Source organism: Streptomyces sp. NPDC058662 (assembly GCF_042716255.1).
In the GTDB taxonomy this organism is placed as follows: domain Bacteria; phylum Actinomycetota; class Actinomycetes; order Streptomycetales; family Streptomycetaceae; genus Streptomyces.
In genome coordinates, this window is sequence record NZ_JBHXRU010000024.1 from 1 (window position 1) to 23745 (window position 23745).

Genomic DNA, 23745 nt, shown 5'->3' on the forward strand with positions numbered 1-23745 from the left:
CTCAAACGCCGGCGAGGCTGAAGGTGGACGGCGGGGGTTAGGGATTGAGCGCTGCCCCGGACCCGGGCCTCGCGCCTCAAACGCCGGCGAGGCTGGGGGTGGCCCGCAGGGTTTGGGGCGCCCTGGGGGACTCGGGGGGTGTCCCGTGGTGGGGGCTCCGGGGGTGGGGGGTTAGGGCCAGTGGGTGGGGTGGGTGAGGGTGGGGGGGAGGTGGGTGGATTGGTTGCCGCGGGCTGCGTTCAGTTGGGGTTGGGTGAGGAAGACGGCGGCGCGCAGGTCCGCGCCGCGGAGGTCGGCGTCGCGGAAGTCCGCGCCGATCAGGTCGGCCCAGCGCAGGTCGGCGCGGCTGAGGTCGGCGGCGATCAAGTAGGCGCCGCGGAGGTTCGCGCCGCGCAGGTCCGCGCCGGAGAGGCGGGCGCCCATCAGGTCGGCGCCGCGGTGGTTCTTCTTGCGGCCCGGCACCTTCGCCCGTACCAGCTCGCTCGTCTTGAGGAGCAGGGTGTTGATGTCCTGGCGCAGGGCGCCGATGTCGAGGTCCGCGAGCGCCTGTGCGTCGGCGCGGGTCCATGTCTCGGTCTCGGTGAGCGCGCGGCGCAGGTCCGGGTGGACCGGGGCGGCGGCCGGGAGGGTGAGCGCCTCGGTGATGTAGAAGAGCAGCTCGTGCAGCTGGCGCATGACGGGGAAGACGTCGTACATCCGGCGGGCCGTGCCGGGGTGTCGCCGCCAGTCCCGGCCGCCGAAGGTGACCTGCGAGACCTGTTGGCCCGCGCCGAAGCAGTCGAAGACGGTGCAGCCCTGGAACCCCTTGTCGCGCAGCGCGGTGTGGATGCCGCAGCCGAAGTCCTGCCGGAGGTTCTTGCAGGGGGTGCCGGCGGGCTTGTCCACCGCGAAGTCGTTGGACTTGGCGAACGGGAGCGCGACGCAGCACAGCGCGAAGCAGTTCTCGCAGTCGGCTCGCAGGACGGGGAGGGGGACGGGGGGAGAAGGGGACACGCCTCCCATTGTCACCGGTGGGGTGGGGTGGGTTGGGGTGAGGTGGTGTGCTCCTGCTGATGGGGCTCGCCGGCCGCTCCTTCGCGCCGGTCTCGGGGAGGCGCTCGGTACGGGCACGGCGCTGGGGGGCGGCAGGTGCGGATGCGGCCGGGCCGGGTTGATTCGGGGGCGGCCGGGGGTGAGCATCGCCGCATGACAGAAGTGATCGCGGTAGCCGTCATCACCCTTCTCGCGGTGATCAGTCCGGGCGCCGATTTCGCCATGGTGGTCCGCAACAGCTATCTCTACGGGCGGCCCACCGGGCTGTGCGCGGCGGCCGGGGTCGCGGCGGGGGTCCTGGTGCACGTCTCCTACACGATGTTCGGGGTCGGCCTGCTGATCGCCTCCTCCACCACCCTGTTCACCGTGATCAAGCTGGCGGGCGCGGCCTATCTGGTGTGGATCGGCGTACGGACCTTCCGGGCCCGCGCCGATCTGGTGGTGGACCTGGAGTCGAAGCGGCGGCTGACGGGGGCGGCGGCGATGCGGTCGGGCTTCCTGACCAACGTGCTCAATCCGAAGACGACCCTGTTCGTCGTGTCGACCTTCACCCAGGTGGTCAACCCGGGGACGCCGCTGTGGCAGCAGGCCGGGTACGGGCTGTTCATGTCGGCGGCGCACCTGGTGTGGTTCGGGGCGGTGGCGTTGTTCTTCTCCACGCCCCGGCTGCGGGAGCGGATGCTCAGGGCGCAGAAGACGTTGAACCGGGCCATCGGCTCGGTGCTGGTGGGTCTGGGGGTGGGCCTGGGGTTCGCGCGCTGAGGCCGGTCCGGGCGGGGTGCCGGGGCTGGTGAAGCCCGTTACCAGTCGGTAGCGTGCGGGGCATGGGCGCTGGCGAGGGGTTCTTCGAGCGGATCGACACGGGCCGGTTCCTGGCCACCGAGCACACGCGCGGGCCGTGGGACCCCGGTTCGCAGCACGCGGGCCCGCCGGCCGCGCTCCTCGGGCGGGCCGTCGAGGAGCGGCCGGGGGCGCGTACGGACATGCGGCTCGCCCGGATCACGTACGAGATCCTGCGCCCGGTGCCGATCGGCGAGCTGGAGGTGGCCGTCCACGTGGTGCGGGCCGGGCGGAGTACCGAGGTGGTCGAGGCCGCGCTCACGCCGGCCGGCGGGGCGGCGCCGGTGATGCTCGCGCGGGCCCTGCGGATCAGGGTGGCGGGGGAGGCCGTGCCGGCGGTGGTGCCGGGGCCGCAGCTGCCGCCGCCGGGGGAGGTGGAGGTGACGCCGTTCTTCCCGGTGCCGTGGGAGACGGGGTACCACGCGGCGATGGAGACCCGCTTCACGGAGGGCGCGTTCGTCGAGCTGGGGCCGGGGACCTGCTGGATGCGGATGAAGGTGCCGCTCGTGGCGGGGGACGAGCCGAGGGCGTTGGACCGGGTGCTGGTCGCGGCCGACTCGGGCAACGGCATCAGCGCGGCGGTGGACTTCGGCCGCTACGTGTTCGTGAACGGGGACCTCACCGTCCACCTGCACCGACACCCGGTGGGCGAGTGGGCGTGCGTGGAGGCCCGTACGAGCGTGGACGCGGCCGGGATCGGGCTGGCGGACGCGGTACTGCACGACGAGAAGGGGCCGATCGGCCGGAGCGCGCAGAGTCTCTTCGTCGCGCCGAGATAGCGGGCCGCCGGTCGGCGGCCCGCCGCGGCCGTCGCGGCCGTGCGTACGCGGTCGCTTTCGGGGCGGGCGGCCGTTCGCGGAGGGCCGGGGGGACTGGACGGTGTCTTGTGTCGCGTCGAGGATGGGTCCGGTACGTACGCGGGCATTGCCCGCGCCGGTTCGGCGTGGCGCACCGGGGGCGCGTAGCAAGTGGGCTAGTAGGACAGGCGACACGGGCAAATCGCGCCGGAAAGCCGTGGGGATGGGGGAGGGTTGACGGGTGCGCAGATTCTGGATGGCCGGCGGGATCGGGATCGGGCTCTGCTTGAGCTTCCTCCTGTTGCTCGTCGTGGGGACGTACTCGGCCGCGGCGGGTCTCGTGGGTGCGGGGGCCGGCGGCCGTGCGGTGGGGCTGGTGAAGGGGGCCGTGCCCGCCAAGTACCAGGCGCTGGTGGAGAAGTGGGGCAACCTGTGCCCGGCCATCAACCCGGCGCTGCTCGCCGCGCAGCTGTACTCGGAGAGCGGTTGGAACCCGAGCGCCGTCAGCCCGGCGGACGCGCGCGGCATCGCGCAGTTCATCCCCGGTACCTGGGCGGGCCACGGGATCGACGGGGACGGGGACGGGGACCGGGACATCTGGGACCCGAACGACGCGATCCCGTCGGCCGCCTCGTACGACTGCCTGCTGTCCAAGGACGTGGCGAGCGTGCCCGGGGACGCGACGGCGAACATGCTCGCCGCGTACAACGCGGGTGCCTACGCGGTCATCAAGTACGGCGGGGTGCCCCCGTACAAGGAGACCCAGGGCTATGTGAAGACCATCACGACGCTGGCGCGCAGTTTCGCGAAGCCGGTCGGGCGGGTCGCGCCGTCCCAACAGGCCGCGGGTGCCATCTACTTCGCGCAGAAGCAGCTCGGTACGCCCTATCTGTGGGGCGGCAACGGGACGCCCGACCAGGACGGCCGGTTCGACTGCTCGGGGTTGACCAAGGCGGCGTACGAGACGGTGGGGATCACGCTGCCGCGCGTGGCGAACGACCAGTACAACGCCGGGCCGCACCCCTCGCGCGATGAACTCCTGCCCGGAGACCTCGTGTTCTTCTCCGATGATCTGACGAACTCTCGGGACATCCGCCACGTCGGCCTGTACGTGGGCGGCGGTTACATGATCAACGCCCCGTTCACCGGCGCCGTGATCCGCTTCGACAGGATCGACACCCCGGACTACTTCGGGGCGACGCGGGTGACCAAGGACGGCGCGGAGGCGCTTCCGGAGCGCCCGGCGGGGGTCCCGGCCCCTTAGCAACTCTCTGTGAAGCCAAGGCCCTGAGCTGCGACGATGAGTCACTCTTCGATAACGTTGGAGTGATCATTCGGTGGAGAGTGGAACGTAGTCGCCAGAACGGGCGTTCCATGGACGGAGAGTGTGATCACGCAGGGGGTCAGGGGCGCACACCGGCGTGTGCCCGCAGGGGAATCACGGCAAGAGCAAGGGGCCGCATCACCATGGCTGGACTCACGAGTGGTGGGCCGAATGCGGATGTCAGCCTGCTGTACGGGATCAACGGACTGGCCCGGCAGGTCCCGCCGCTGGTGGACCGGGTCGTGGCCCTGATCGGTGAGTACGGGATCCTGCTGGCCCTGGTGCTCCTGGTCCTGTGGTGCTGGCGGGGCGCCCGCCGGCAGGACGAACCCACCGCCGTCGAGTCGTTCGCCGCGCTGGTCTGGGCTCCGCTGGCCGCCGCGCTGGCCCTCCTCGTGAACGTGCCGCTGCGCGAATTCGTCGGCCGGCCGCGGCCGTTCCACGCGCACGAGGGGCTGCGGGTCGTCGATCCCGGCTTCGGCGCGGGATTCGCCGAGACGGACTTCTCCTTCGTCAGCGACCACTCCACCCTCGCGATGGCCCTGGGCATCGGCCTGTTCGTGGCCGACCGCCGACTCGGCTTCATCGGGATCGGGCTGGCCCTCGCCGAAGGCTTCTCCCGCGTGTACCTGGGTGTCCACTACCCGACCGACGTGATCGGCGGCTTCGCCCTCGGCACCGCCGTCGTGCTGGTGCTGGCGCCGCTCGCGATGGCGCTGCTGACCCCGGTCGTACGGGCGGTGGCCCGCTCACCGCGCCTGGGATGCCTCGTGCGGGCCCGCGGGCGGGCGGTTCCGCTCCCGGTGGACCTGGCCCAGGCCCCGACGCCGCCGGCCGACCGGACCCGCGAGAGCGACCTCGCCGCCTAGCCCGTCCCGGGTGGTGGCGTCGTCAGGGGCGGGGCTGTCGTCAGGGGTGGGCGTACGAGTCCCAGAGCGTGAGCAGTACGGCCCCCAGCAGGCACAGCGCCGCCGCGCCGAAGCACAGGCGTACCGCCGGGGGGCGTGGGCGCGGGGTCAACGGTCGCCGCTCTCGGTGCCCCGGTTGTCCGCGGCCCCACGGCGGTAGCGGGAGCGCAGCCAGAAGCCGGTGGCGGCGGCCGCGGCCACGGTGAGACCGATGGCCAGGGCCACGTCCCCCGCGCCGTCCGCCGACCCCGCGGACCGGGCCCAGGCCGCGGCGGCCGGGGTGAAGGTGAGGAGCAGGGCCCAGAGGAGGGCGGTCAAGCGCGCTGCGGGTCCTGGCATGAGACAAGGGCACCCGCTGCACCGGACCCGGGCCAGCCGGGCCGTCCGATCGGGTGAGCGCCCCCGGGCCCGCCCCCGGGGGGCGGTCTGGTCAGTCCGCCGTGTGGCGGGCGGCGTCCCGGCGGGCCAGGTCGCGGGAGCGGCGGGCCGGGCCGGACCAGCCGCAGGAGCAGACGGCCAGGCAGAACGAGCCGCGTTCGGCGGTGGACGTGCTGTGGCCGATGCCGGTGTGCCCGATCCCGGCGTTGCCGATCCCGGGGTGTCCGACGCTGCCGTGCCCGACGCCGGCGCTGCCGTGGCCGATCCCGAAGTGCCCGTCCGGCGGCGCGGACTGCGGCCGGGGCGGCGGTCCGGCGGTGAGCGGAGGAAGCGGAGCGAGCGGGGTCGCTGCGGTGTGCGGTTCCACGCCTCCACGGTACCCGGGACGGGCACCGGCCGGGGAGGGTCCCGGACCGTGACGGGAAACCCCTGACCTCGTTAACCGGAGCGGGTGGGGCCTCGGGCAAACAGCGGTCACGCGTTGGGGGTTGGCAGGCGATGGTGGTGCACCAGCACAGGCGGCGGCGCGGGCGTGCGGGTGAGGCGGTGCTCGCCGCCGGCGTCGCGCTGGCGGTCACGGCGATGAGCGGGTGCGCGGGCACCGGCGGCGACGACCGGCCTCCCGCGGCGGACCCGGCGGCGGTGGTCCGCGGGGCCGCCGACGTCCTGTCGCGGACCGGCAGCGCCCGGGCCCGTACGGCCATGGAGATGGCCACGGGCGGGACCCGGGTCACGATCCGCGGCGAGGGCGGGGTCGACTTCAAGACCCGCATGGGACAGCTGCTGGTGATGCTGCCGGCCGATGTGACCGGCAAGCCCGGCCACCGGCCCATCACCGAGCTGCTCGCTCCCGGCGCGCTCTACATGAAGAACCGGGGCGCGGGGGTGCCCGCCGACAAGTGGGTGCGGGTGGACACGACCACCCTGGCCGACGGGAACCTGGTCACGGGCGGGGCGACCGACCCGATGACCGCGGCCGAGCTGCTGCGCGGCGCGCAGGAGGTGGTGTACGTCGGGGAGACCGAGGTGGCGGGCACCAAGGTGCGGCACTACCGGGGGACCACCGACATCGGGCGGGCCGCCCGGAGCGCCTCGGCGGAGGTGCGGGGGGCGCTGGAGGCGGCGGCGAAAGGGTTCAGCACGGACACCGTGCCGTTCGACGCGTACCTGGACGAGCAGGGGCGGCTGCGGAAGGTCCGGCATCGTTTCACCTACGTGAACAATGGCGTGATCGATGTCTCGTCCACGACGCTGCTGTACGGGTTCGGGACGCCGGTGACCGTCGTATTGCCCCCGAGCGGGGACATTTTCGCCGGAAAGATCGCCGAGTAGCCGTGCGCACGGAGGCGGAGGGGCGCCATCGGGCCACGGGCCGGTATCCGGAAATGGTCCATCCGTGTCATGCGCGGGGCGGGGGGCGCTCCCTACGCTGAGAGCGGAGTGGCGCGGGGTGGTCCGGACCGCGTCGGACGGCAGACCGGTGACGGCAGATCGAGGTGACACGCGTGACTCCCGCAGGCGGTACGACGGTGCAGGACCACGTGGCTCTCGCCGAGATCGAGCTGTGCGGTGAGCTGATCATCGCGGCTTCGGCGGCGGTGGAGGACCGGCTCAGCCAGGACCGGATCGACGAGGTGCTGATGGGCATCCGGTCCGGTTGACGCCCGCCGGCGCTCCGCGCCGCAGACCTGCGCCTACCTGCGATGAACCCGCCCCTACGTGCGCAGGAGGCGGGCGATGGCCTTGGTGGCCTCCTCGACCTTGGCGTCGATCCCGGTGCCGCCCTTGACCGCCGCGTCCGCGACGCAGTGGCGCAGGTGCTCCTCCAGGAGCTGGAGCGCGAAGGACTGGAGGGCCTTCGTGCTCGCGGAGACCTGGGTGAGTATGTCGATGCAGTAGACGTCCTCGTCGACGAGCCGCTGGAGGCCGCGGATCTGGCCCTCGATCCGGCGCAGCCGCTTGAGGTGCTCGGCCTTCTGGTGGTGGTAGCCGTGGACGGGGCCGGTCGGGGCGGCCTCGGTCGCGGGCGTGCCGGAGTCGGCTCCGGAGCCCTCGGCCTCGATGGTCGTCATGCGTCCTCCCGTGGTCCGGATCGAGGGATGCATACCCCTCGTGGGTATAGGGTACTGGGCTGAGTCGGGAGGGGCAGGGGTCCGTGGTCCCTCACCCTGCCCGATGGAGGACACTGGGGAACGGCCGGTTAGCCGTGGCCGGGGGATGCGCCTAGCATCAGCCTGACCGAATCCAATGCACCCCGAGGACCTCACGTGCGATTTCGTCTGACCCCCAGGGAGACGAGCTTCTACGACATGTTCGCCGCATCCGCGGACAACATCGTCACGGGCTCCAAACTCCTCATGGAACTGCTCGGAGCGGATCCCTCCGCCCGGGTCGAGATCGCGGAGCGGATGCGGGCGGCGGAGCACGCGGGAGACGACGCGACCCACGCGATCTTCCACCAGCTGAACTCCTCCTTCATCACGCCGTTCGACCGCGAGGACATCTACAACCTGGCCTCGTCGCTCGACGACATCATGGACTTCATGGAAGAGGCCGTCGACCTGGTCGTCCTCTACAACGTGGAGGAGCTCCCCAAGGGCGTCGAGCAGCAGATCGAGGTCCTGGCCCGGGCGGCCGAGCTGACCGCCGAGGCCATGCCGCACCTGCGGACGATGGACAACCTCACCGAGTACTGGATCGAGGTCAACCGCCTGGAGAACCAGGCCGACCAGATCCACCGCAAGCTGCTCGCCCAGCTCTTCAACGGCAAGTACGACGCCATGGAGGTGCTCAAGCTCAAGCAGATCGTCGACGTGCTCGAAGAGGCGGCCGACGCGTTCGAGCATGTCGCGAACACGGTGGAGACCATCGCGGTCAAGGAGTCCTGAACCTCGTGGACACCTTCGCTCTGATCGTGACCATCGGTGTCGCGCTCGGTTTCACGTACACCAACGGCTTCCACGACTCGGCGAACGCCATCGCGACCTCGGTCTCGACCCGCGCGCTGACCCCGCGCGCGGCGCTGGCGATGGCCGCGGTGATGAACCTCGCCGGCGCCTTCCTGGGCAGCGGGGTCGCCAAGACCGTCAGCAAGGGCCTGATCGAGACGCCCCACGGCAACCGGGGCATGTGGATCCTGTTCGCGGCGCTCGTCGGCGCGATCGTCTGGAACCTGATCACTTGGTACTTCGGCCTGCCCTCGTCCTCCTCGCACGCGCTGTTCGGCGGCATGGTGGGCGCGGCGCTGGCGGGCGGCATCGGCGTCCTGTGGGACGGCGTGGTCGACAAGGTCGTCATCCCGATGTTCATCTCGCCGGTCGTCGGCCTCGTGGCCGGCTACCTGGTGATGGTCGTCATCCTGTGGATGTTCCGCCGGGCCAACCCGCACAAGGCCAAGCGCGGTTTCCGTATCGCGCAGACGGTGTCGGCGGCGGCCATGGCGCTGGGCCACGGCCTCCAGGACGCGCAGAAGACCATGGGCATCGTGGTGATGGCTCTGGTCATCGCCGATGTGCAGTCGGCCGACGCGGCGATCCCGATCTGGGTCAAGGTCGCTTGCGCGGTGATGCTGTCGCTGGGTACGTACGCGGGCGGCTGGCGCATCATGCGCACCCTCGGCCGCAAGATCATCGAGTTGGACCCGCCGCAGGGTTTCGCGGCCGAGACCACCGGTGCCTCGATCATGTTCGGCTCGGCGTTCCTCTTCCACGCGCCGATCTCCACCACCCACGTGATCACCTCGGCGATCATGGGCGTGGGCGCCACGAAGCGGGTGAACGCGGTCCGCTGGGGCGTGGCGAAGAACATCATCCTCGGCTGGTTCATCACGATGCCGGCCGCGGCCCTGGTGGCCGCGATCAGCTTCTGGATCGTGAACCTCGCGTTCGTGAGCTGACGGGCGTACGGATACGGAAACGGGCCGGCTCCCCCCACCCAGGGGGAGCCGGCCCTTCTTTTTCCGCCGTGCGGTGGCACCGCCATGCAGCACCGCAGGACGTCCTGCTCACGCGGCGGGGCCGCGTGACGTCGTATCCGGCCCGGGCCGACAGGATCCGGGAGGCAGGGCCTAGCCGAAGCGGCCGGAGATGTAGTCCTCGGTCGCCTGCACGGACGGGTTGGAGAAGATCCGGTCCGTGTCGTCGATCTCGACGAGCTTGCCGGGCTGGCCGACGGCCGAGAGGTTGAAGAAGGCGGTGCGGTCCGAGACGCGGGCCGCCTGCTGCATGTTGTGCGTCACGATGACGATCGTGAAGCGCTCCTTGAGCTCGCCGATCAGGTCCTCGATGGCGAGGGTGGAGATCGGGTCGAGGGCCGAGCAGGGCTCGTCCATCAGCAGGACCTGGGGCTCGACCGCGATGGCGCGGGCGATGCACAGGCGCTGCTGCTGGCCGCCGGAGAGGCCGGAGCCCGGCTTGTTCAGGCGGTCCTTGACCTCGTTCCAGAGGTTGGCGCCCTGGAGGGACTTCTCCACGATGTCGGCCAGCTCGGACTTCTTGAAGCTGCCGTTCAGGCGCAGTCCCGCCGCCACGTTGTCGAAGATCGACATGGTGGGGAAGGGGTTGGGGCGCTGGAAGACCATGCCGACGGTGCGGCGGACCGCGACCGGGTCCACGCCGGCGCCGTACAGGTTCTCGTCGTCCAGCAGCACCTTGCCCTCGACGCGGCCGCCGGGGGTGACCTCGTGCATGCGGTTGAGGGTGCGCAGGAAGGTGGACTTGCCGCAGCCGGACGGGCCGATGAAGGCGGTCACGGAGCGGGGCTCGACGGTCATGGAGATGTCGTCGATCGCCTTGTGGGCGCCGTAGAAGGCGGAAAGGCCGCTGACGTCGATTCGCTTGGCCATGGGGGTCACTTCTCTTTCATACAAGTCTCACGCGGCCGGAGCCGCACGTCGATGCTCTAGCGACCGGTCTTCGGAGCCTTCCAGCGGGCGATGCCGCGGGCCACCAGATTGAGGATCATCACGAAGGCGATCAGGACGAGCGCCGCGGCCCAGGCCCGGTCGTAGGAGGCTTCACTGCCGACCTTGTACTGCTCCCAGATGTAGAGGGGGAGCGAGGACTGGGCGCCTTCGAAGGGGTTGCCGTTGATCAGCTGCGAGCCGAAGACCAGCAGCATGATCGGCGCGGTCTCGCCGGCGATGCGGGCCACGGCCAGCATGACGCCGGTGGAGATGCCGCCGATGGCGGTGGGGAGCACGACCTTGAGGATCATGCGCCACTTCGGCACGCCGAGGGCCAGGGCGGCCTCGCGCAGCTCGTTCGGGACGAGCTTGAGCATCTCCTCGGTGGAGCGGACCACGACCGGCATCATCAGGATCGACAGGGCCATCGCGCCGGCGAAGCCGGAGGGCCCGAAGCCGAGCATCAGGTTCCACGTGGTCAGGATGAACAGGCCCGCGACGATGGACGGGATGCCCGTCATGACGTCGACGAAGAAGGTGACGGCCCGGGAGAGCGAGCCCGTGCCGTACTCGACGAGGTAGACGGCGGTCAGCAGGCCGATGGGCGCCGCGATGAGGGTGGCGAGGGCGACCTGCTCGATGGTGCCGAGCAGCGCGTGGTAGACGCCGCCGCCCTGCTCGAAGCTGGTCACGCCGTTCATCGAGTGGCTGAGGAAGTCCCCGTCGAGGGCCTCCATGCCGCGGCTGATCGTGGTCCACATCAGCGAGAGCAGCGGGATGACCGCGAGGACGAAGCAGACCCATACGACGGAGGTCGCGACCCGGTCCTTGGCCTGCCGGCGGTTCTCGACGACCGCGCTCGCGGTGTAGGTGACGGCGATGAAGAGCAGGGCGGCGATCAGGCCCCACTGGACCTTGCTGTCGAGGTCGAACAGGAGGCCGAGAGCGCAGCCGAGGGCGGTCGAGAGGACCGCGATACCGGCGGGCGCCCAGCGGGGCAGGCCGCCCCGGGTGAGGCCGGCGGGGGCGGCGGACCGGGTGGCCCGGGTGGGCCGCTGGTCCTGGAGTGCGTGGCTCATCAGGCGTTCGCCCCCGAGAAGTCCTTGCGGCGAGCGATGATCAGCCGAGCCGCACCGTTGACCAGCAGGGTGAGAAGGAAGAGGACCAGACCGGAGGCGATCAGCGCGTCCCGGCCGAACTCGTTGGCCTCGTCGAACTTCGCGGCGATGTTCTGCGCGAAGGTCCCGCCGCCGGGGTTCAGGACGTGGAGCGAGATCAGGAAGCTCGGGGAGAGGACGGTGGCGACGGCCATGGTCTCGCCGAGGGCGCGGCCGAGGCCGAGCATCGAGGCGGAGATGACGCCGGAGCGGCCGAAGGGCAGGACCGACATGCGGATGACCTCCCAGCGGGTCGCGCCGAGGGCCAGGGCGGCCTCCTCGTTCATGCGCGGGACCTGGAGGAAGACCTCGCGGCTGACGCTGGTCACGATCGGGAGGATCATGATCGCGAGCAGGATGCCGACGGTGAAGAGCGAGCGGGCGACGCCGATCTGGGTCTTCTCGAAGAGGTAGGTCCAGCCCAGGTACTCGTCCAGCCAGAGGTTCAGGCCGTTCAGCTGCGGGACGAGGAAGAGGGCGCCCCAGATGCCGTAGATGATCGACGGCACGGCGGCCAGCAGGTCGACCACGTAGGCGAGGGGCGCGGCCAGCTTGCGCGGCGCGTAGTGGGAGATGAAGAGGGCGATGCCGACGGCGATCGGAACCGCGATGGCCATCGCGATGATCGAGCTGACGACGGTGCCGAAGAGCAGGACGGCGATGCCGAAGACGGGCGGGTCGGCCGAGGCGTTCCAGTCGAAGGTGGTGAGGAAGTTGCCCTCGTTCTTCGACAGCGCGATGGCCGCACGGTAGGTGAGGAAGGCGGCGATCGACGCCATGATCACCAGGAGCAGGATGCCGGAGCCCTTGGAGAGCCCGGCGAAGATCTTGTCACCGGCGCGGCCGGTGGACCTCGCGCTCTTGGAGACAGGCGGAGCCGTGTCCGTCTGGGTGGGTGTGGTGGTAACCATGGTCTTTCCGGTCTGAGTGGGGGCGGGCCCCCGGGCGGCGGTGCACCGGATGTTCCCCCGGGTGGAGGGGGAGGGGTCCCGGGCCGGTCCGCCCCGGACGGGGGGCGGACCGGACCACGGTCGGGACTCAGGCCAGCGAGGCGACGACCTCGCGGACCTTGGCGTTGATCTCGGCGGGGATCGGCGCGTAGCCGTTGTCCAGGAGGACCTTCTGGCCCGCGTCCGAGGCGGTGTAGGTGAGGAAGGACTTCACGGTGCCGAGGGTGTCGGCCTTGTTGCCCTTGTCGCAGACGACCTCGTAGGTCACCAGGACCAGCGGGTACGCGCCCTCGGCCTTGGTGGCGTAGTCGAGCTTGAGCGCCAGGTCGTTGCCGGTACCGGCGATCTTGGCGGCGCCGATGGCCTTGGAGGCGTTCTCGCCGGTGGCCTTGACCGGGGCGGCGGCGCCCGTGTTCAGGTCGACGGTCTTGATGCTCTGCGAGCTGGCGAAGGAGAGCTCGAAGTAGCCGATGGCTCCGTCGACGGCCTTGACCTGGGTGGCGACACCGGCGGAGCCGGAGGCGGCCTGACCGCCGGGGGCGGCCCACTTCTTGGCGGCCTCGTGCGGCCAGGCGTCGGGGGCGGCGGCCTTGAGGTACTTGGTGACGTTCTCGGTGGTGCCCGAGTCGTCGGAGCGGTGGAAGGCCTGGATGGGGGTGGGGGGAAGCGTGACGCCCGGGTTGAGCTTCTTGATCGCCTCGTCGTCCCACTTCTTGATCTTGTCGTTGAAGATGTTGGCGACGGTGGCGGCGTCGAGCGTCAGCTTGTCCACGCCGGCGACGTTGAAGCCGAGGGCGACGGGGCCGCCGACCATCGGCAGGTTGATGCCCTGGCCGCCGGTGCAGATCTTCTTCGACTCCTCGACCTGCTCCGGCTTCAGCGCCGAGTCGGAGCCGGCGAAACCGACGGTGCCCTGGTTGAAGGCGACGATGCCCTCACCGGAGGAGGACGACTTGTAGTTGACCTCGACGCCCGAGCAGGCGGCCATGTAGTTCTTCACCCACAGGTCGACCGCGTTCTTCTGTGCGGAGGAGCCGGAGGCCAGGAGCTTGCCCTTGGCGCCGTCGCACTTGATGTCGCCCGCGGCGGCCGCGGAGGGCTTGGCCGAACCGTCGGCGCCCTGGGTGTTGTCGTCCGAGCCGCACGCCGTGAGGACCAGGGCACCGGATGCGACGAGGGCCCCGAGGGCCGAGGCACGAAGCCGGTTCTTGCGCTGAAGCTTCACTTTCGGGTGTTCCTTCCAGAAGCCGCCGGCCGCTTTCTGCATCGGGGCGGCGTGCGAAGAGGACTACGTCGGTGTGCGCGGGAGCGGCTCGTCCTGCGGGGCGACTCGCACCGTGCACTACCGAAATTAGGCAGAACAGGTGAAGCGGCCGACCGGGAAGGGTGAACGGACGGTGAACCGTGGCGGACGGCCTGGTGCGGTCACCTGGACGCATGCCCGGTTGTCGGCTTCTGTTATCCGGCCGTTATCGGAGCGTGATGTCGGCGCGCCATCCGGGCCGATCGTTTCTCGCCAGGGGTGGGGCGGTGACGGGGCGGGGCGGCCGCGGGCGCGCCGCGGGTGTGTCCCGTGCGCCGCGCCCGCCTGCCGCGCCCGGCCGCCGTCAGCCCGTCGTCGCCGCCGGCTCCGGGAGCCACAGCAGCTGGAAGGCGTACCGAGCCGCCTCGACCTCGTGGCGCTGGTCGGCGTGCAGCACGCCGAGGGCGTACGCCGTCGCCGGGGCGATGCGCGGGGTGCGCGCGGCCGTCGCCGACGCGGCGGCGGCCTCGGCGGCGTCCCGGTGGCGGTCCAGGGCCCGGCCCGCCGCCGCGAGCCGGGTCACGTCCTCGCCCAGCACCTCCCGCGCGTACCGGTGCACCCGCAGCAGGCGGCGCACCTCGTGCCAGCGCCCGTCGTGCTCCGCGTTGTACGGGTGGGCGTCCTCAGCATCCGGCAGCGCCGCGACCGATGCCGACAGGCGGGTTTCGGCCATCGCGGCCAGGGGGACCAGTACGTCCGCGGTCTTCCCCCGCGCCGCGACCCGATTCAGCGGCACCTCGGAGGCCAGCACCGCCACCGCGTCCGCCACCGCGTGGAAGCGGGCGGAGCCCAGGGCCTGGAGGGTGGCCGAGTGGGCGCGTGTACGGGCCAGGGTCAGCTGGCGCTCCAGCAGTGCGCCGGCGCGCGCCGCGCCCACCGCGAGCGAGCCCCCCGCCGCGCCCCGGGGCGAGGGCACCTCCGGGGCCCCGGACAGCCGGTGCAGGGCGTCCATGAGCCGGGCGAGCCGGTCGGCGTACGCGTGCTCGTCGGCCAGGGTGGAGGACAGCCACACCAGCTCGGTGCGCAGCCCGTCGGCCCAGGAGGACTCGGTCACCCCCCGGAAGGTGGCCAGCGATCCGCTGATGCGGCGGGCCGCCCCCCGCAGGCCGCGCGCCGCCTCGCCGGCTCCGGCCGCGTCCGCCCCGCTCGCTGCGCCGGCCGCGCTCGCCTCGTGCAGGCGCAGCCCGCGCAGGAAAGCGGTGGCCTGGGAGCGCAGGTACGTGCCGAGCACGTCGCCGGCTTCCGCCGTCGGGTCATGGTTTGGCTGAGCCACGCCGGCGCCTCCGGGCGTCTATGAGCATCTCCTGCACGTGCCGCAGCGGCTGGCCTTCCTGGTCCGTGCTGTGCCGGGTCCATTCGCCGTCCGGGCCCAGGTGCCAGGAGGACGTGGCGTCGGACATGCCCGTCTCCAGCATCCGGTCCAGTGCCGCGCGGTGGGCCGGGTCGGCGACCCTGACCAGTGCTTCGATACGGCGGTCGAGGTTGCGGTGCATCATGTCGGCGCTGCCGATCCACACCTCGGGCTCGCCGCCGTTGCCGAAGGCGAAGACCCGGGAGTGCTCCAGGAAGCGGCCCAGGATCGAGCGGACCCGGATGTTGTCCGACAGTCCGGCGACCCCGGGGCGCACCGCGCAGATCCCGCGGACCCAGATGTCGACGGGGACGCCCGCGCGGGAGGCCCGGTAGAGGGCGTCGATCAGGGCCTCGTCGACGATCGAGTTCATCTTCAGGCGCACGTACGCGGGGCGTCCGGCCTGGTGGTGGGCGGTCTCCTTGTCGATCCGCGCGATCAGGCCGTCGCGCAGCGAGCGGGGAGCCACCATGAGCCGGCGGTAGGTCTCGCGCCGCGAGTAGCCGGACAGCCGGTTGAAGAGGTCGGAGAGGTCCGCGCCGACCTGCGGGTCGGCGGTGAGCAGGCCGAGGTCCTCGTAGAGCCGGGCGGTCTTGGGGTGGTAGTTGCCCGTGCCGACGTGCGAGTAGCGGCGCAGTTGGTCGCCCTCCTGGCGGACGACGAGGGACAGCTTGCAGTGGGTCTTGAGGCCGACCAGCCCGTAGACGACGTGGCAGCCGGACTCCTCCAGCTTGCGCGCCCACTTGATGTTGGCCCGCTCGTCGAACCGGGCCTTGATCTCGACGAGGACGAGGACCTGCTTGCCGGATTCGGCGGCGTCGGTCAGGGCGTCCACGATCGGGGAGTCGCCGGAGGTGCGGTAGAGCGTCTGCTTGATGGCGAGGACGTCCGGGTCGGCGGCGGCCTGCTCCAGGAAGGCCTGCACGGAGGTGGAGAAGGAGTCGTACGGGTGGTGCAGCAGGACGTCGCGCTCGCGCAGGGCCGCGAAGATGTCCGGCGCGGACGCGGACTCGACCTCGGCCAGGTCACGGTGGGTGCCGGCGATGAACTTGGGGTACTTCAGCTCCGGCCGGTCCAGGGAGGCGATCCCGAACAGGGCGGTCAGGTCCAGGGGGCCGGGCAGCGGGTAGACCTCGGAGGCGTCGATGTTGAGCTCCTGCACCAGCAGGTCCAGTACGCCCGGATCGATGGACTCCTCGACCTCCAGGCGGACGGGCGGCCCGAAGCGGCGCCGCATGAGCTCCTTCTCCAGGGCCTGGAGCAGGTTCTCGGCGTCGTCCTCCTCCACCTCCAGGTCCTCGTTGCGGGTCACCCGGAACATGTGGTGCGCGAGCACCTCCATGCCGGGGAACAGCTCCTCCAGGTGCGCGGCGATGACGTCCTCCAGCGGGACGTAGCGCTGCGGGGAGGCCTCCAGGAAGCGGGAGAGGAGCGGCGGGACCTTGACCCGGGCGAAGTGGCGGTGGCCGCTGACCGGGTTGCGGACGACCACGGCGAGGTTGAGCGAGAGCCCCGAGATGTACGGGAACGGGTGCGCGGGGTCCACGGCCAGCGGGGTCAGCACCGGGAAGATCTGGTTCCGGAACAGGGTGAAGAGGCGGGCCTGCTCCTTCTCCGTGAGGTCCGGCCAGCGGATGAGGTGGACGCCCTCCTCGGCCAGCGCCGGGCAGATGTCCTGCTGGAAGCAGGCGGCGTGGCGGGCCATGAGCTCGCGCGAGCGCGTCCAGATGAGGTCGAGCACCTCGCGGGGCTGCAGGCCTGAGGCCGAACGGGTGGCGACGCCGGTCGCGATACGCCGTTTGAGGCCGGCCACGCGGACCATGAAGAACTCGTCCAGGTTGCTCGCGAAGATCGCCAGGAAGTTCGCGCGCTCCAGCAGCGGGGTCGTGGGGTCCTCGGCGAGTTCCAGCACGCGCTCGTTGAAGGCGAGCCAGCTGCGCTCCCGGTCGAGGAAGCGGCCGGGCGGGAGCTCGCCGCCGCCGCCGTCCTTGTCGTCGTAGGCGTCCAGGTCGGCGTCGAGATCCGGTTCGAGGTCGACGTGCGGGCGGTGCGCGGAGATGGAACCTATCCGCGCGTGCGATCCGGTGACGGCGCGGGACGCGGACGTGGGGGACGGGTGCTGGGCCGGGACCTCGCTGGGGCCCGCGCTGGGCTGGTGGCTCATGACTCCATTCTTCCGCGCGCGCGGAAGAACAGGCGCGTCGGAAGTGTCGGCGGTCAGCCGCAGTCGCGGGTGCATGGGGGGAGCGTCGCAAGCGGTTCTGAATGCCTGGTTAATGGCGTGTGGCTTCCCGGGTGTGCGGGGCGGCTGCGCCGGGCTCGGTGGGGGTGCGGGGGCGGTGCCGCCGGGCCCTCTCCTCGGGGTCGCGCCTCAGGCGCCGGCGGGGCTGGGGGGCTCCGCCCCCGGGCCCCCGCGCCTCAACCGCCGGCGGGGCTGGAGTGGCGGTTGGGGTGGGGGGGCTGGTCAGCTTTCGGTGCGGTACATGAGGTCGACCTCGTGGGTGGTGAAGCCGAGGCCCTCGTACACGGCCAGGGCCGCCGGGTTGTCGGCGTCCACGTAGAGCATGGCGGTCGGCATGCCCCGGTCGGCGAGGTGGTGGAGGCCGATGGAGGTGAGCGCCTTGCCGAGGCCGCCGCCCTGGGCGCCCGGGCGGACGCCCACCACGTACACCTCGCCGAGCTGCTCCGCCGCGTGCACCTTGGTCCAGTGGAAGCCGACGAGCTCCCCCGCGCGCTCGGCGAGGAAGAACCCCCGCGGGTCGAACCACGGCTGCGCGATCCGGTCGTCGAGGTCCCGCTGCGTCAGCGCCCCCTGCTCGGGGTGGTGGGCGAAGGCGGCCGCGTTCGCCGCGAGCCAGGCCGCGTCGTCGGCGCCGGGGACGAAGGTGCGCACCGACACCCCGGCCGGGAGCGCCGCGTCCGGCAGCGGGTCGGCCCCCGCGCCCAGCGGTCGGCGCAGCTGGCGCAGCTCGCGGAAGAGGGTCAGCCCGAGGACCTGCGCCAGGTGCCGCGCCGCGGACTTCCCGCCGTGGGCCCACACCCGCAGCCGCTTCCCGGAGGCTGCCAGCAGCGCCGATCCCAGGGCCCGGCCGTGGCCGCGTCCGCGCAGCGAGGGGTGGACGACGAGCTCGGCGGCCGGGGCCTCCACCGGGTCGGTGTCCTCCAGTTGCCCGTAGCCGGCGAGCCTGCCCTTCTCGGTGAGCAGGAAGTGCCGGATGCCCTCGCGCGGGCCGCCCCGCAGCTGGAGGCGTCCCTGCTCGGAGACGGCGGTGGTGCCGTCCGTGCGCGCGGCCTCCGCGATCAGGCCGAGGACCGCTTCGGCCTGTTCCTCCGTCAGCTCGTCGAGGGTCTGAATCTGCCGTCCGGGCTCCAGGGCCGCTGCTGCGTCAGTCATGGCACGAGCCTACGACCGCCGCGGGCGTGCGGCGGAGCGCTGCTCCGCGTCGTCCCGTCTTCCGCGCGTAACCACCTCGATACCCGTTACCCCCTGTCGTGCTACGCGCGTTGACAATAGGCTGCGGCGGACCTCCCACGTTGTTCCGTAGTCCACAAAGGGGAATAGATGTCTGCGACGCCACAACGGCACCGCCGAGCCCGCCGGTTGGCCCTCACCGCCCTCGCCGCCACCGCCGGCGCCGGCGCGATGGTCGCCGCCGCCCTCCCGGCCGGCGCCGCGAGTGGTGGCGGTGCGGCCAAGAGCCGGACCGTCGACGTGCAGATGCTGTCGCTCAACGACTTCCACGGCACGCTGGAGCCCCCGCAGGGGTCCTCCGGTTCGGTGGCCGAGCGGCAGCCCGACGGCACCACCAAATCCATACCGGCGGGCGGGGTCGAGTACCTCGCGACCAGCCTGCGCGAGGCCCGCAAGGGCCACCAGTACTCCGTCACCGCCGCCGCCGGTGACATGATCGGCGGCAGCCCGATGCTGTCCGGGCTCTTCCACGACGAGCCGACCATCGAGGCGCTGAACAAGATCGGCCTGGACGTGTCCAGCGTCGGCAACCACGAGTTCGACGAGGGCCGGGCCGAGCTGCGCCGCATGCAGTACGGCGGCTGCCACCCGGTCGAGGGCTGCTACGAGTACGGCAAGGAATTCACCGGGTCCGAGTTCCAGTACCTCGCCGCCAACGTCACGGACGAGAAGACCAAGCGTCCGATGATGTCGCCCACCTTCGTGTGGAAGAAGGGCGACGTGAAGATCGGCTTCATCGGCGTCACCCTGGAGGGCACCCCGGACGTCGTGACCGCCGAGGGCGTCAAGGGCCTGAAGTTCGGCGACGAGGTCGAGACGATCAACAAGTACGCGGCCGAGCTGAACAAGCAGGGCGTGAAGTCGATCGTCGCGCTGATCCACGAGGGCGGCCTGCCCGCCAACGGCGCGTACAACTACGACTGCGACGTCCCCGGTGCGGGCGCCGGCATCTCGGGCGCCATCGTCGACATCGCCAAGAACGTCGACGCCAAGGTGGACGCGCTGGTCACGGGCCACACGCACCAGGCCTACGCCTGCAACATCCCCGACCCGGCGGGCAACCCGCGCTCGGTCACCTCGGCCGCCTCGATCGGCCGGCTGTACACGGAGACCACCCTCACGTACGACCGCGCCACCAAGGACATCGTCCGTACGGCGGCCCAGTCGCCGAAGCCGGTGAACAAGCTCGTCACCCGTGACCAGCCCAAGGCCGCGGACATGACCGAGCTGCTCGGGCGCTGGAACGAGCTGGCGGCCCCGATCGCCAACCGCCCGCAGGGCTTCATCTCGGCGGACATCCCCGGCCGCGGCTCGCCGGAGTTCGAGAAGCCGCTGGGCAGCCTGATCGCCGACGCGCAGCTGGCGGCCCTGGCCCCGGCCGACAAGGGCGGCGCGCAGCTGGCCCTCATGAACCCGGGCGGCATCCGTTCGGACCTGGCCCACAAGGCGTCCGGCGCCGAGGGCGACGGTGTGGTGACGTACGGGGAGTCCTTCACCGTGCAGCCGTTCAACAACATGATGAACGTGGTGGACCTGACGGGCGCCCAGCTGGTCACGGCGCTCCAGCAGCAGGTGAGCGGGCCGGTCAACGGCGCGAGCCCGAAGATCCTCCAGGTGTCCAAGGGCTTCACCTACACCCTGGACATGACGAAGGCGGGCGCGGACCGCATCGTCGTGGACTCGGTGAAGCTGGACGGCGCGGCCATCGACCCCGCCCGGACCTACCGGGTCGCGATGAACGAGTTCCTCGCGGGCGGCGGTGACGGCTTCACCGTCCTGAAGGAGCACAAGAACAAGCTGGTGGGCGCGTCCGACCTGGACTGCTTCAACGCCTACCTGACGGCGAACTCCTCGCAGAGCTCCCCGCTCGCCCCGCCCGCGGGCGGACGGATCACCGTCGTCAAGTAGACGTCGCGGTGCCCCTGGAGGGGGCGGTGGGCCTGCGGGCCCGCCGCCCCCTCCGGCGTTCACGGGCCGGGCGCGGCCGACGGCCGGCGCGGGGGCTCCAGGCCGGAACAGGCCGGGCGGCAACTCGCCCAAGGCCTGCGCACCGGCGTCGAGTTGCTCGGAAACTGACGCCTACCGACGGGTAGTAAAGGCGGGTCCGGCACGCCATAATCCGGCCCATCACCGGGTCGGCGAAGGGGCGGGCATGGGCATGGCTGGTATGGGCACGGCGGGTACGGGAACGGGTGCCGCGGGCAGTGGAACGGCCCTCGCGGGTACGGGCGGCACGGGCGCGGGCGGCGCCGGCGCGGACGGCGCGGGCCCGGCCCTGGACCGCCGCCGGTTCCTGTCCGCCGCCCTGGCGGTGGGCGCGACGGCGGCCGTGGGACTGGGGGCGGCCGGCACGGCCTCGGCACGGACCCTCGGCACCCAGGACTGGATGGCGGGCCTGCCCGACTCCACCGCCCTCCAGCGGATGACCATCCCCGGTACCCACGACTCGGGCGCCCGCCAGGGCGGGCTGTACGTCGCCTGCCAGAACACCTCGATCGCCCAGCAGCTCGACTCCGGCATCCGCTTCCTCGACGTCCGCTGCCGGGTCACTGGAGGGTCCTTCGCCATCCACCACGGCTCGTTCTTCCAGAACCTGATGTTCGGGGACGTCCTCGTGGCCTGCGCGGGCTTCCTTGCCGCGCACCCCTCCGAGACCGTCCTGATGCGGGTCAAGCAGGAGTACTCCGAGGACAGCGACGCCACCTTCCGCGCCGTCTTCGACGACTACCTCGACCACCGCGGCTGGCGCCCGCTGTTCCGGATCGCCGACACCCTGCCCGCGCTGGGCCAGGCCCGGGGCAAGGTCGTGCTGCTCGCCGACAACGGGGGCCTGCCCGGTCTGCGGTACGGGGACGGGAACGTCTTCGACATCCAGGACGACTACATGGCCGAGCCCTTCGCCAAGCGCGGCAGGATCGAGAACCACTTCCGGCGCGCCGTCCAGCAGCCCGGCAAGCTCTTCGTGAACTACACCAGCACCTCCGCCTACCTGCCGCCGCGGTGGAACTCCGACCGCCTCAACCCCCAGGCGCACGCCTTCGTCGACGGGGCCGAACTCGCCGGCCGGACCGGGCTCGGCATCGTCCCGATGGACTTCCCGAACACCCGCTCCGGCCTGGTCGCCTCACTGATCCGGCACAACTGAGGGCCCGGGCGGCGGCGGGGTGGGCGCCCCCGGGATCCGGAGCACCGCCTCCGTGCCCGGGCCGCCGGGCGCCGCCCGCAGCTCGGCGGTGCCGCCCGCCCGGTGCGCCGTACGGGCCACGATCGACAGGCCCAGTCCGCTGCCGGGCAGGGCGCGCGCCGAGGGCGAGCGCCAGAACCGCTCGAAGACGTACGGCAGGTCCTCGGCCGGGATGCCCGGCCCGTGGTCCCGTACGGTCAGCTCGCCCGCCCGCAGCGTCACCTCGACCGAGCCGCCCGGCGGGCTGAACTTCACCGCGTTGTCCAGGATGTTGACGACCGCGCGCTCCAGGGCGGCCGGCTCGCCCCGTACGTACCAGGGCTCCAGGTGCGAGGTGAAGCCGAGCTCGGGCCCGCGCAGCCGGGCCCGCGACAGCGCCGTCCCGGTGATCTCGTGCAGGGCCACCACCCCGAGCGGGCCGGGGGACACCGCGTCCGGGCGGGACAGCTCCTGGAGGTCCCCGATCAGCGCCGCCAGTTCCGTCATCTGCGCCTTGACCGAGGCCAGCAGCTCCCTGCGGTCCTCCGGCGGGATGGCGCGCCCGGTGTCCTCGCTGCGCGCCAGCAGCTCGATGTTCGTCCGGAGCGAGGTGAGCGGGGTGCGCAGCTCGTGCCCGGCGTCCGCGATCAGCTGGGCCTGCCGCGCCTGCGAGGAGGCGAGCGCGACCGTCAGGGAGTTGAAGGACCGCGACAGCCGGGCGATCTCGTCGTCGCCCGTGTCGGGGATCCGCACGGTGAGGTCCTCGGTCCGGGCGATGTGCTCCACGGCTCCGGTCAGCTCGTCGACCGGCCGCAGCCCCGTACGGGCCACCCACAGCCCGGCCGCGCCGGCGCCGACCACGCCGATGCCGCAGACCAGCAGCAGGACCCAGGCCAGGGTGGACAGCGGCCGGTCGATGTCGGCGAGCGGCTTGGCCACGGTCAGCGCGGCGGCCTGCCCGCCCAGCAGGGCCGGCTGGGTGTAGACCCGCACGGCGATCCCGTCGGAGGTGGTGGCGTCGTACAGCGCGGCCCCGCGCCGGCGCTGCGCGACCTCCAGGTCGGTGCCGCTGACCCGCAGGGTGCTCCTGCCGTCGACCCAGCAGTGGCCGCCGTCCGGCAGCACGATCTGCACCTGGGCGCTGAGGTTATTGGCGGGGCGCTCCGGCAGGGCACTGTCCGAGACGCAGCCGAGCGCCCGGTACACCTGGTTGGCCTGCGCCTCCGCGTTGGTGGCGCGCAGGTTGCTGTCGAGCTGGTCCCGCAGCTGGGTCCGCACCATCACCCACGACACCGCGGCGACGCCCGCCACCGCGAGGGCCACGGCCACCGTGACCAGCAGGGCGAGGCGGGAACGCAGCGGCAGGGCGCGGAACCTGGCCGCCGGGCTCACTCGGGCCCGCCCTCGCCGGCCCGCAGGACGTAGCCGACCCCGCGCACGGTGTGGACCAGGCGGGGCTCGCCGCCCGCCTCGGTCTTGCGGCGCAGGTACATCACGTACACGTCCAGGGAGTTGGAGCTGGGCTCGAAGTCGAAGCCCCAGACGGTCTTGAGGATCTGCTCGCGGGTCAGCACCTGGCGGGGGTGGGCGAGGAACATCTCCAGCAGCGTGAACTCGGTACGGGTCAGCTCCACCGGGCGTCCGCCGCGGGTGACCTCGCGGGTGGCGACGTCCATCCGGAGGTCGGCGAAGGCCAGCGCGTCCTCGGGCTCCCCGCCGCCGGGGCGGGGGGCCGCGTACGCGCTGCGGCGCAGCAGGGCCCGGACCCGGGCGAAGAGCTCGTCGAGCTCGAAGGGTTTGACGAGGTAGTCGTCGGCTCCCGCGTCGAGGCCGGTGACGCGGTCGCCGACGGTGTCGCGGGCGGTGAGCATCAGGATCGGCGTGACGCTGCCGGCGGCCCGCAGCCGGCGGGCCGCCGTCAGACCGTCCATCCGGGGCATCTGGATGTCGAGGACGATCAGGTCGGGCTCGTAGGAGGCCGCCTTGTCGAGGGCGTCGAGGCCGTCGACGGCGGTCTGCGCGGCGTATCCCTCGAAGGCGAGGCTGCGGCGCAGGGCCTCGCGTACGGCCGGCTCGTCGTCCACGACGAGGATGCGCGCTTCGCCTTCGGCGGGATTCATCTCGGTCCCCAGGGGTGGTGGTCGGTACTCGGCGGCGCCTCCCAGCC

General features: G+C 72.0%; 23 protein-coding genes. 10 read left to right on the plus strand and 13 right to left on the minus strand.

The window, feature by feature from the left end; translation table 11 throughout:
* Nucleotides 1-171: 171 nt before the first annotated feature.
* Nucleotides 172-1002 (minus strand): pentapeptide repeat-containing protein, encoded by an 831-nt coding sequence (locus tag ACFWUQ_RS11670; RefSeq protein ID WP_384536203.1) that lies wholly within the window; start codon nt 1000-1002, stop codon nt 172-174.
* A gap of 183 nt (nt 1003-1185) precedes the next feature.
* Here ACFWUQ_RS11670 and ACFWUQ_RS11675 point away from each other — a divergent pair, with 183 nt between their 5' ends.
* The 4 genes from ACFWUQ_RS11675 (at nt 1186) to ACFWUQ_RS11690 (ending at nt 4862) form a co-directional block, all read left to right on the plus strand.
* Nucleotides 1186-1794 carry a LysE family translocator gene (locus tag ACFWUQ_RS11675; protein ID WP_384536205.1) on the plus strand — a complete coding sequence of 203 codons (609 nt, stop codon included), beginning with the start codon at nt 1186-1188 and terminating at the stop codon, nt 1792-1794.
* 62 nt (nt 1795-1856) lie between these two features.
* On the plus strand, nt 1857-2651 hold the full coding sequence (locus ACFWUQ_RS11680; RefSeq protein ID WP_384536208.1) for a thioesterase family protein: 795 nt from the start codon (nt 1857-1859) through the stop codon (nt 2649-2651).
* Between the two features lie 274 nt (nt 2652-2925).
* Complete coding sequence (locus ACFWUQ_RS11685; RefSeq protein WP_384536382.1) at nt 2926-3933, plus strand: NlpC/P60 family protein; 1008 nt, start codon at nt 2926-2928, stop codon at nt 3931-3933.
* Nucleotides 3934-4136: 203 nt separating this feature from the next.
* Nucleotides 4137-4862, plus strand: coding sequence for a phosphatase PAP2 family protein (locus ACFWUQ_RS11690; protein ID WP_384536211.1), 726 nt, complete (start codon nt 4137-4139; stop codon nt 4860-4862).
* A 147-nt stretch (nt 4863-5009) separates the two neighbouring features.
* Here the strand turns inward: ACFWUQ_RS11690 and ACFWUQ_RS11695 are convergent, their stop codons facing one another.
* Both ACFWUQ_RS11695 and ACFWUQ_RS11700 read right to left on the minus strand, forming a co-directional pair.
* Nucleotides 5010-5240, minus strand: a complete 231-nt coding sequence (locus ACFWUQ_RS11695; protein WP_384536214.1) for a hypothetical protein — start codon at nt 5238-5240, stop codon at nt 5010-5012.
* 91 nt (nt 5241-5331) lie between these two features.
* Complete coding sequence (locus ACFWUQ_RS11700) at nt 5332-5646, minus strand: hypothetical protein (protein WP_384536216.1); 315 nt, start codon at nt 5644-5646, stop codon at nt 5332-5334.
* A 131-nt stretch (nt 5647-5777) separates the two neighbouring features.
* Here ACFWUQ_RS11700 and ACFWUQ_RS11705 point away from each other — a divergent pair, with 131 nt between their 5' ends.
* Both ACFWUQ_RS11705 and ACFWUQ_RS11710 read left to right on the plus strand, forming a co-directional pair.
* Nucleotides 5778-6611 (plus strand): hypothetical protein, encoded by an 834-nt coding sequence (locus tag ACFWUQ_RS11705; RefSeq protein ID WP_384536218.1) that lies wholly within the window; start codon nt 5778-5780, stop codon nt 6609-6611.
* Between the two features lie 173 nt (nt 6612-6784).
* The gene (locus ACFWUQ_RS11710; protein WP_384536393.1) at nt 6785-6940 is read left to right on the plus strand and encodes a hypothetical protein; all 156 of its coding nucleotides are present in this window, start codon (nt 6785-6787) and stop codon (nt 6938-6940) included.
* Nucleotides 6941-6994: 54 nt separating this feature from the next.
* Here the strand turns inward: ACFWUQ_RS11710 and ACFWUQ_RS11715 are convergent, their stop codons facing one another.
* Nucleotides 6995-7351, minus strand: a complete 357-nt coding sequence (locus tag ACFWUQ_RS11715) for a metal-sensitive transcriptional regulator (RefSeq protein WP_384536221.1) — start codon at nt 7349-7351, stop codon at nt 6995-6997.
* 195 nt (nt 7352-7546) lie between these two features.
* Between ACFWUQ_RS11715 and ACFWUQ_RS11720 the strand changes: the two genes are divergently transcribed.
* Both ACFWUQ_RS11720 and ACFWUQ_RS11725 read left to right on the plus strand, forming a co-directional pair.
* Nucleotides 7547-8167 (plus strand): DUF47 domain-containing protein, encoded by a 621-nt coding sequence (locus ACFWUQ_RS11720; protein WP_384536223.1) that lies wholly within the window; start codon nt 7547-7549, stop codon nt 8165-8167.
* 5 nt (nt 8168-8172) lie between these two features.
* Nucleotides 8173-9174, plus strand: a complete 1002-nt coding sequence (locus tag ACFWUQ_RS11725; protein ID WP_384536225.1) for an anion permease — start codon at nt 8173-8175, stop codon at nt 9172-9174.
* Between the two features lie 171 nt (nt 9175-9345).
* Here the strand turns inward: ACFWUQ_RS11725 and pstB are convergent, their stop codons facing one another.
* From pstB to mshD, 7 genes are all read right to left on the minus strand, one after another.
* The gene (gene pstB, locus ACFWUQ_RS11730; protein ID WP_384536228.1) at nt 9346-10122 is read right to left on the minus strand and encodes a phosphate ABC transporter ATP-binding protein PstB; all 777 of its coding nucleotides are present in this window, start codon (nt 10120-10122) and stop codon (nt 9346-9348) included.
* A gap of 56 nt (nt 10123-10178) precedes the next feature.
* Nucleotides 10179-11261, minus strand: a complete 1083-nt coding sequence (pstA, locus tag ACFWUQ_RS11735; RefSeq protein WP_384536230.1) for a phosphate ABC transporter permease PstA — start codon at nt 11259-11261, stop codon at nt 10179-10181.
* Entirely contained in the window at nt 11261-12250 is a 990-nt protein-coding gene (gene pstC / locus ACFWUQ_RS11740) for a phosphate ABC transporter permease subunit PstC (protein ID WP_384536232.1), read from the minus strand. The genes pstA and pstC overlap by 1 nt, the downstream gene beginning before the upstream one ends.
* Nucleotides 12251-12377: 127 nt before the next feature.
* Nucleotides 12378-13514, minus strand: coding sequence for a phosphate ABC transporter substrate-binding protein PstS (gene pstS / locus ACFWUQ_RS11745; protein ID WP_384536235.1), 1137 nt, complete (start codon nt 13512-13514; stop codon nt 12378-12380).
* 382 nt (nt 13515-13896) lie between these two features.
* Nucleotides 13897-14865: a CHAD domain-containing protein gene (locus ACFWUQ_RS11750; protein ID WP_384536238.1), complete on the minus strand. Its 969-nt coding sequence runs from the start codon at nt 14863-14865 to the stop codon at nt 13897-13899.
* On the minus strand, nt 14846-17107 hold the full coding sequence (locus tag ACFWUQ_RS11755) for an RNA degradosome polyphosphate kinase (protein WP_384536241.1): 2262 nt from the start codon (nt 17105-17107) through the stop codon (nt 14846-14848). Before ACFWUQ_RS11755 ends, ACFWUQ_RS11750 begins: the two co-directional genes overlap by 20 nt.
* 300 nt (nt 17108-17407) lie before the next feature.
* Nucleotides 17408-18337 (minus strand): mycothiol synthase, encoded by a 930-nt coding sequence (mshD, locus tag ACFWUQ_RS11760; RefSeq protein ID WP_384536243.1) that lies wholly within the window; start codon nt 18335-18337, stop codon nt 17408-17410.
* A 168-nt stretch (nt 18338-18505) separates the two neighbouring features.
* Between mshD and ACFWUQ_RS11765 the strand changes: the two genes are divergently transcribed.
* Both ACFWUQ_RS11765 and ACFWUQ_RS11770 read left to right on the plus strand, forming a co-directional pair.
* On the plus strand, nt 18506-20323 hold the full coding sequence (locus ACFWUQ_RS11765) for a bifunctional metallophosphatase/5'-nucleotidase (protein WP_384536246.1): 1818 nt from the start codon (nt 18506-18508) through the stop codon (nt 20321-20323).
* A gap of 244 nt (nt 20324-20567) precedes the next feature.
* Nucleotides 20568-21560, plus strand: a complete 993-nt coding sequence (locus ACFWUQ_RS11770; RefSeq protein ID WP_384536249.1) for a phosphatidylinositol-specific phospholipase C — start codon at nt 20568-20570, stop codon at nt 21558-21560.
* On the opposite strand, the gene ACFWUQ_RS11775 is transcribed toward ACFWUQ_RS11770, so the two are convergent.
* Together ACFWUQ_RS11775 and ACFWUQ_RS11780 are read right to left on the minus strand one after the other, a co-directional pair.
* Nucleotides 21540-22970, minus strand: a complete 1431-nt coding sequence (locus ACFWUQ_RS11775) for a sensor histidine kinase (RefSeq protein WP_384536252.1) — start codon at nt 22968-22970, stop codon at nt 21540-21542. The two genes, ACFWUQ_RS11770 and ACFWUQ_RS11775, sit on opposite strands and share 21 nt — an antisense overlap.
* Complete coding sequence (locus tag ACFWUQ_RS11780; RefSeq protein WP_384536255.1) at nt 22967-23698, minus strand: response regulator transcription factor; 732 nt, start codon at nt 23696-23698, stop codon at nt 22967-22969. The genes ACFWUQ_RS11775 and ACFWUQ_RS11780 overlap by 4 nt, the downstream gene beginning before the upstream one ends.
* Nucleotides 23699-23745 lie beyond the last annotated feature (47 nt).

What these genes read in the sequence shown, in the direction of transcription:
- ACFWUQ_RS11670 (WP_384536203.1), bottom strand. Translation starts at nt 1,002, where the DNA reads ATGGGAGGCGTGTCCCCTTCTCCCCCCGTCCCCCTCCCCGTCCTGCGA.
- ACFWUQ_RS11675 (WP_384536205.1), top strand. Translation starts at nt 1,186, where the DNA reads ATGACAGAAGTGATCGCGGTAGCCGTCATCACCCTTCTCGCGGTGATC.
- ACFWUQ_RS11680 (WP_384536208.1), top strand. Translation starts at nt 1,857, where the DNA reads ATGGGCGCTGGCGAGGGGTTCTTCGAGCGGATCGACACGGGCCGGTTC.
- ACFWUQ_RS11685 (WP_384536382.1), top strand. Translation starts at nt 2,926, where the DNA reads ATGGCCGGCGGGATCGGGATCGGGCTCTGCTTGAGCTTCCTCCTGTTG.
- ACFWUQ_RS11690 (WP_384536211.1), top strand. Translation starts at nt 4,137, where the DNA reads ATGGCTGGACTCACGAGTGGTGGGCCGAATGCGGATGTCAGCCTGCTG.
- ACFWUQ_RS11695 (WP_384536214.1), bottom strand. Translation starts at nt 5,240, where the DNA reads ATGCCAGGACCCGCAGCGCGCTTGACCGCCCTCCTCTGGGCCCTGCTC.
- ACFWUQ_RS11705 (WP_384536218.1), top strand. Translation starts at nt 5,778, where the DNA reads ATGGTGGTGCACCAGCACAGGCGGCGGCGCGGGCGTGCGGGTGAGGCG.
- ACFWUQ_RS11715 (WP_384536221.1), bottom strand. Translation starts at nt 7,351, where the DNA reads ATGACGACCATCGAGGCCGAGGGCTCCGGAGCCGACTCCGGCACGCCC.
- pstB (WP_384536228.1), bottom strand. Translation starts at nt 10,122, where the DNA reads ATGGCCAAGCGAATCGACGTCAGCGGCCTTTCCGCCTTCTACGGCGCC.
- pstA (WP_384536230.1), bottom strand. Translation starts at nt 11,261, where the DNA reads ATGAGCCACGCACTCCAGGACCAGCGGCCCACCCGGGCCACCCGGTCC.
- pstC (WP_384536232.1), bottom strand. Translation starts at nt 12,250, where the DNA reads ATGGTTACCACCACACCCACCCAGACGGACACGGCTCCGCCTGTCTCC.
- ACFWUQ_RS11755 (WP_384536241.1), bottom strand. Translation starts at nt 17,107, where the DNA reads ATGAGCCACCAGCCCAGCGCGGGCCCCAGCGAGGTCCCGGCCCAGCAC.
- mshD (WP_384536243.1), bottom strand. Translation starts at nt 18,337, where the DNA reads ATGACTGACGCAGCAGCGGCCCTGGAGCCCGGACGGCAGATTCAGACC.
- ACFWUQ_RS11765 (WP_384536246.1), top strand. Translation starts at nt 18,506, where the DNA reads ATGTCTGCGACGCCACAACGGCACCGCCGAGCCCGCCGGTTGGCCCTC.
- ACFWUQ_RS11770 (WP_384536249.1), top strand. Translation starts at nt 20,568, where the DNA reads ATGGGCATGGCTGGTATGGGCACGGCGGGTACGGGAACGGGTGCCGCG.
- ACFWUQ_RS11780 (WP_384536255.1), bottom strand. Translation starts at nt 23,698, where the DNA reads ATGAATCCCGCCGAAGGCGAAGCGCGCATCCTCGTCGTGGACGACGAG.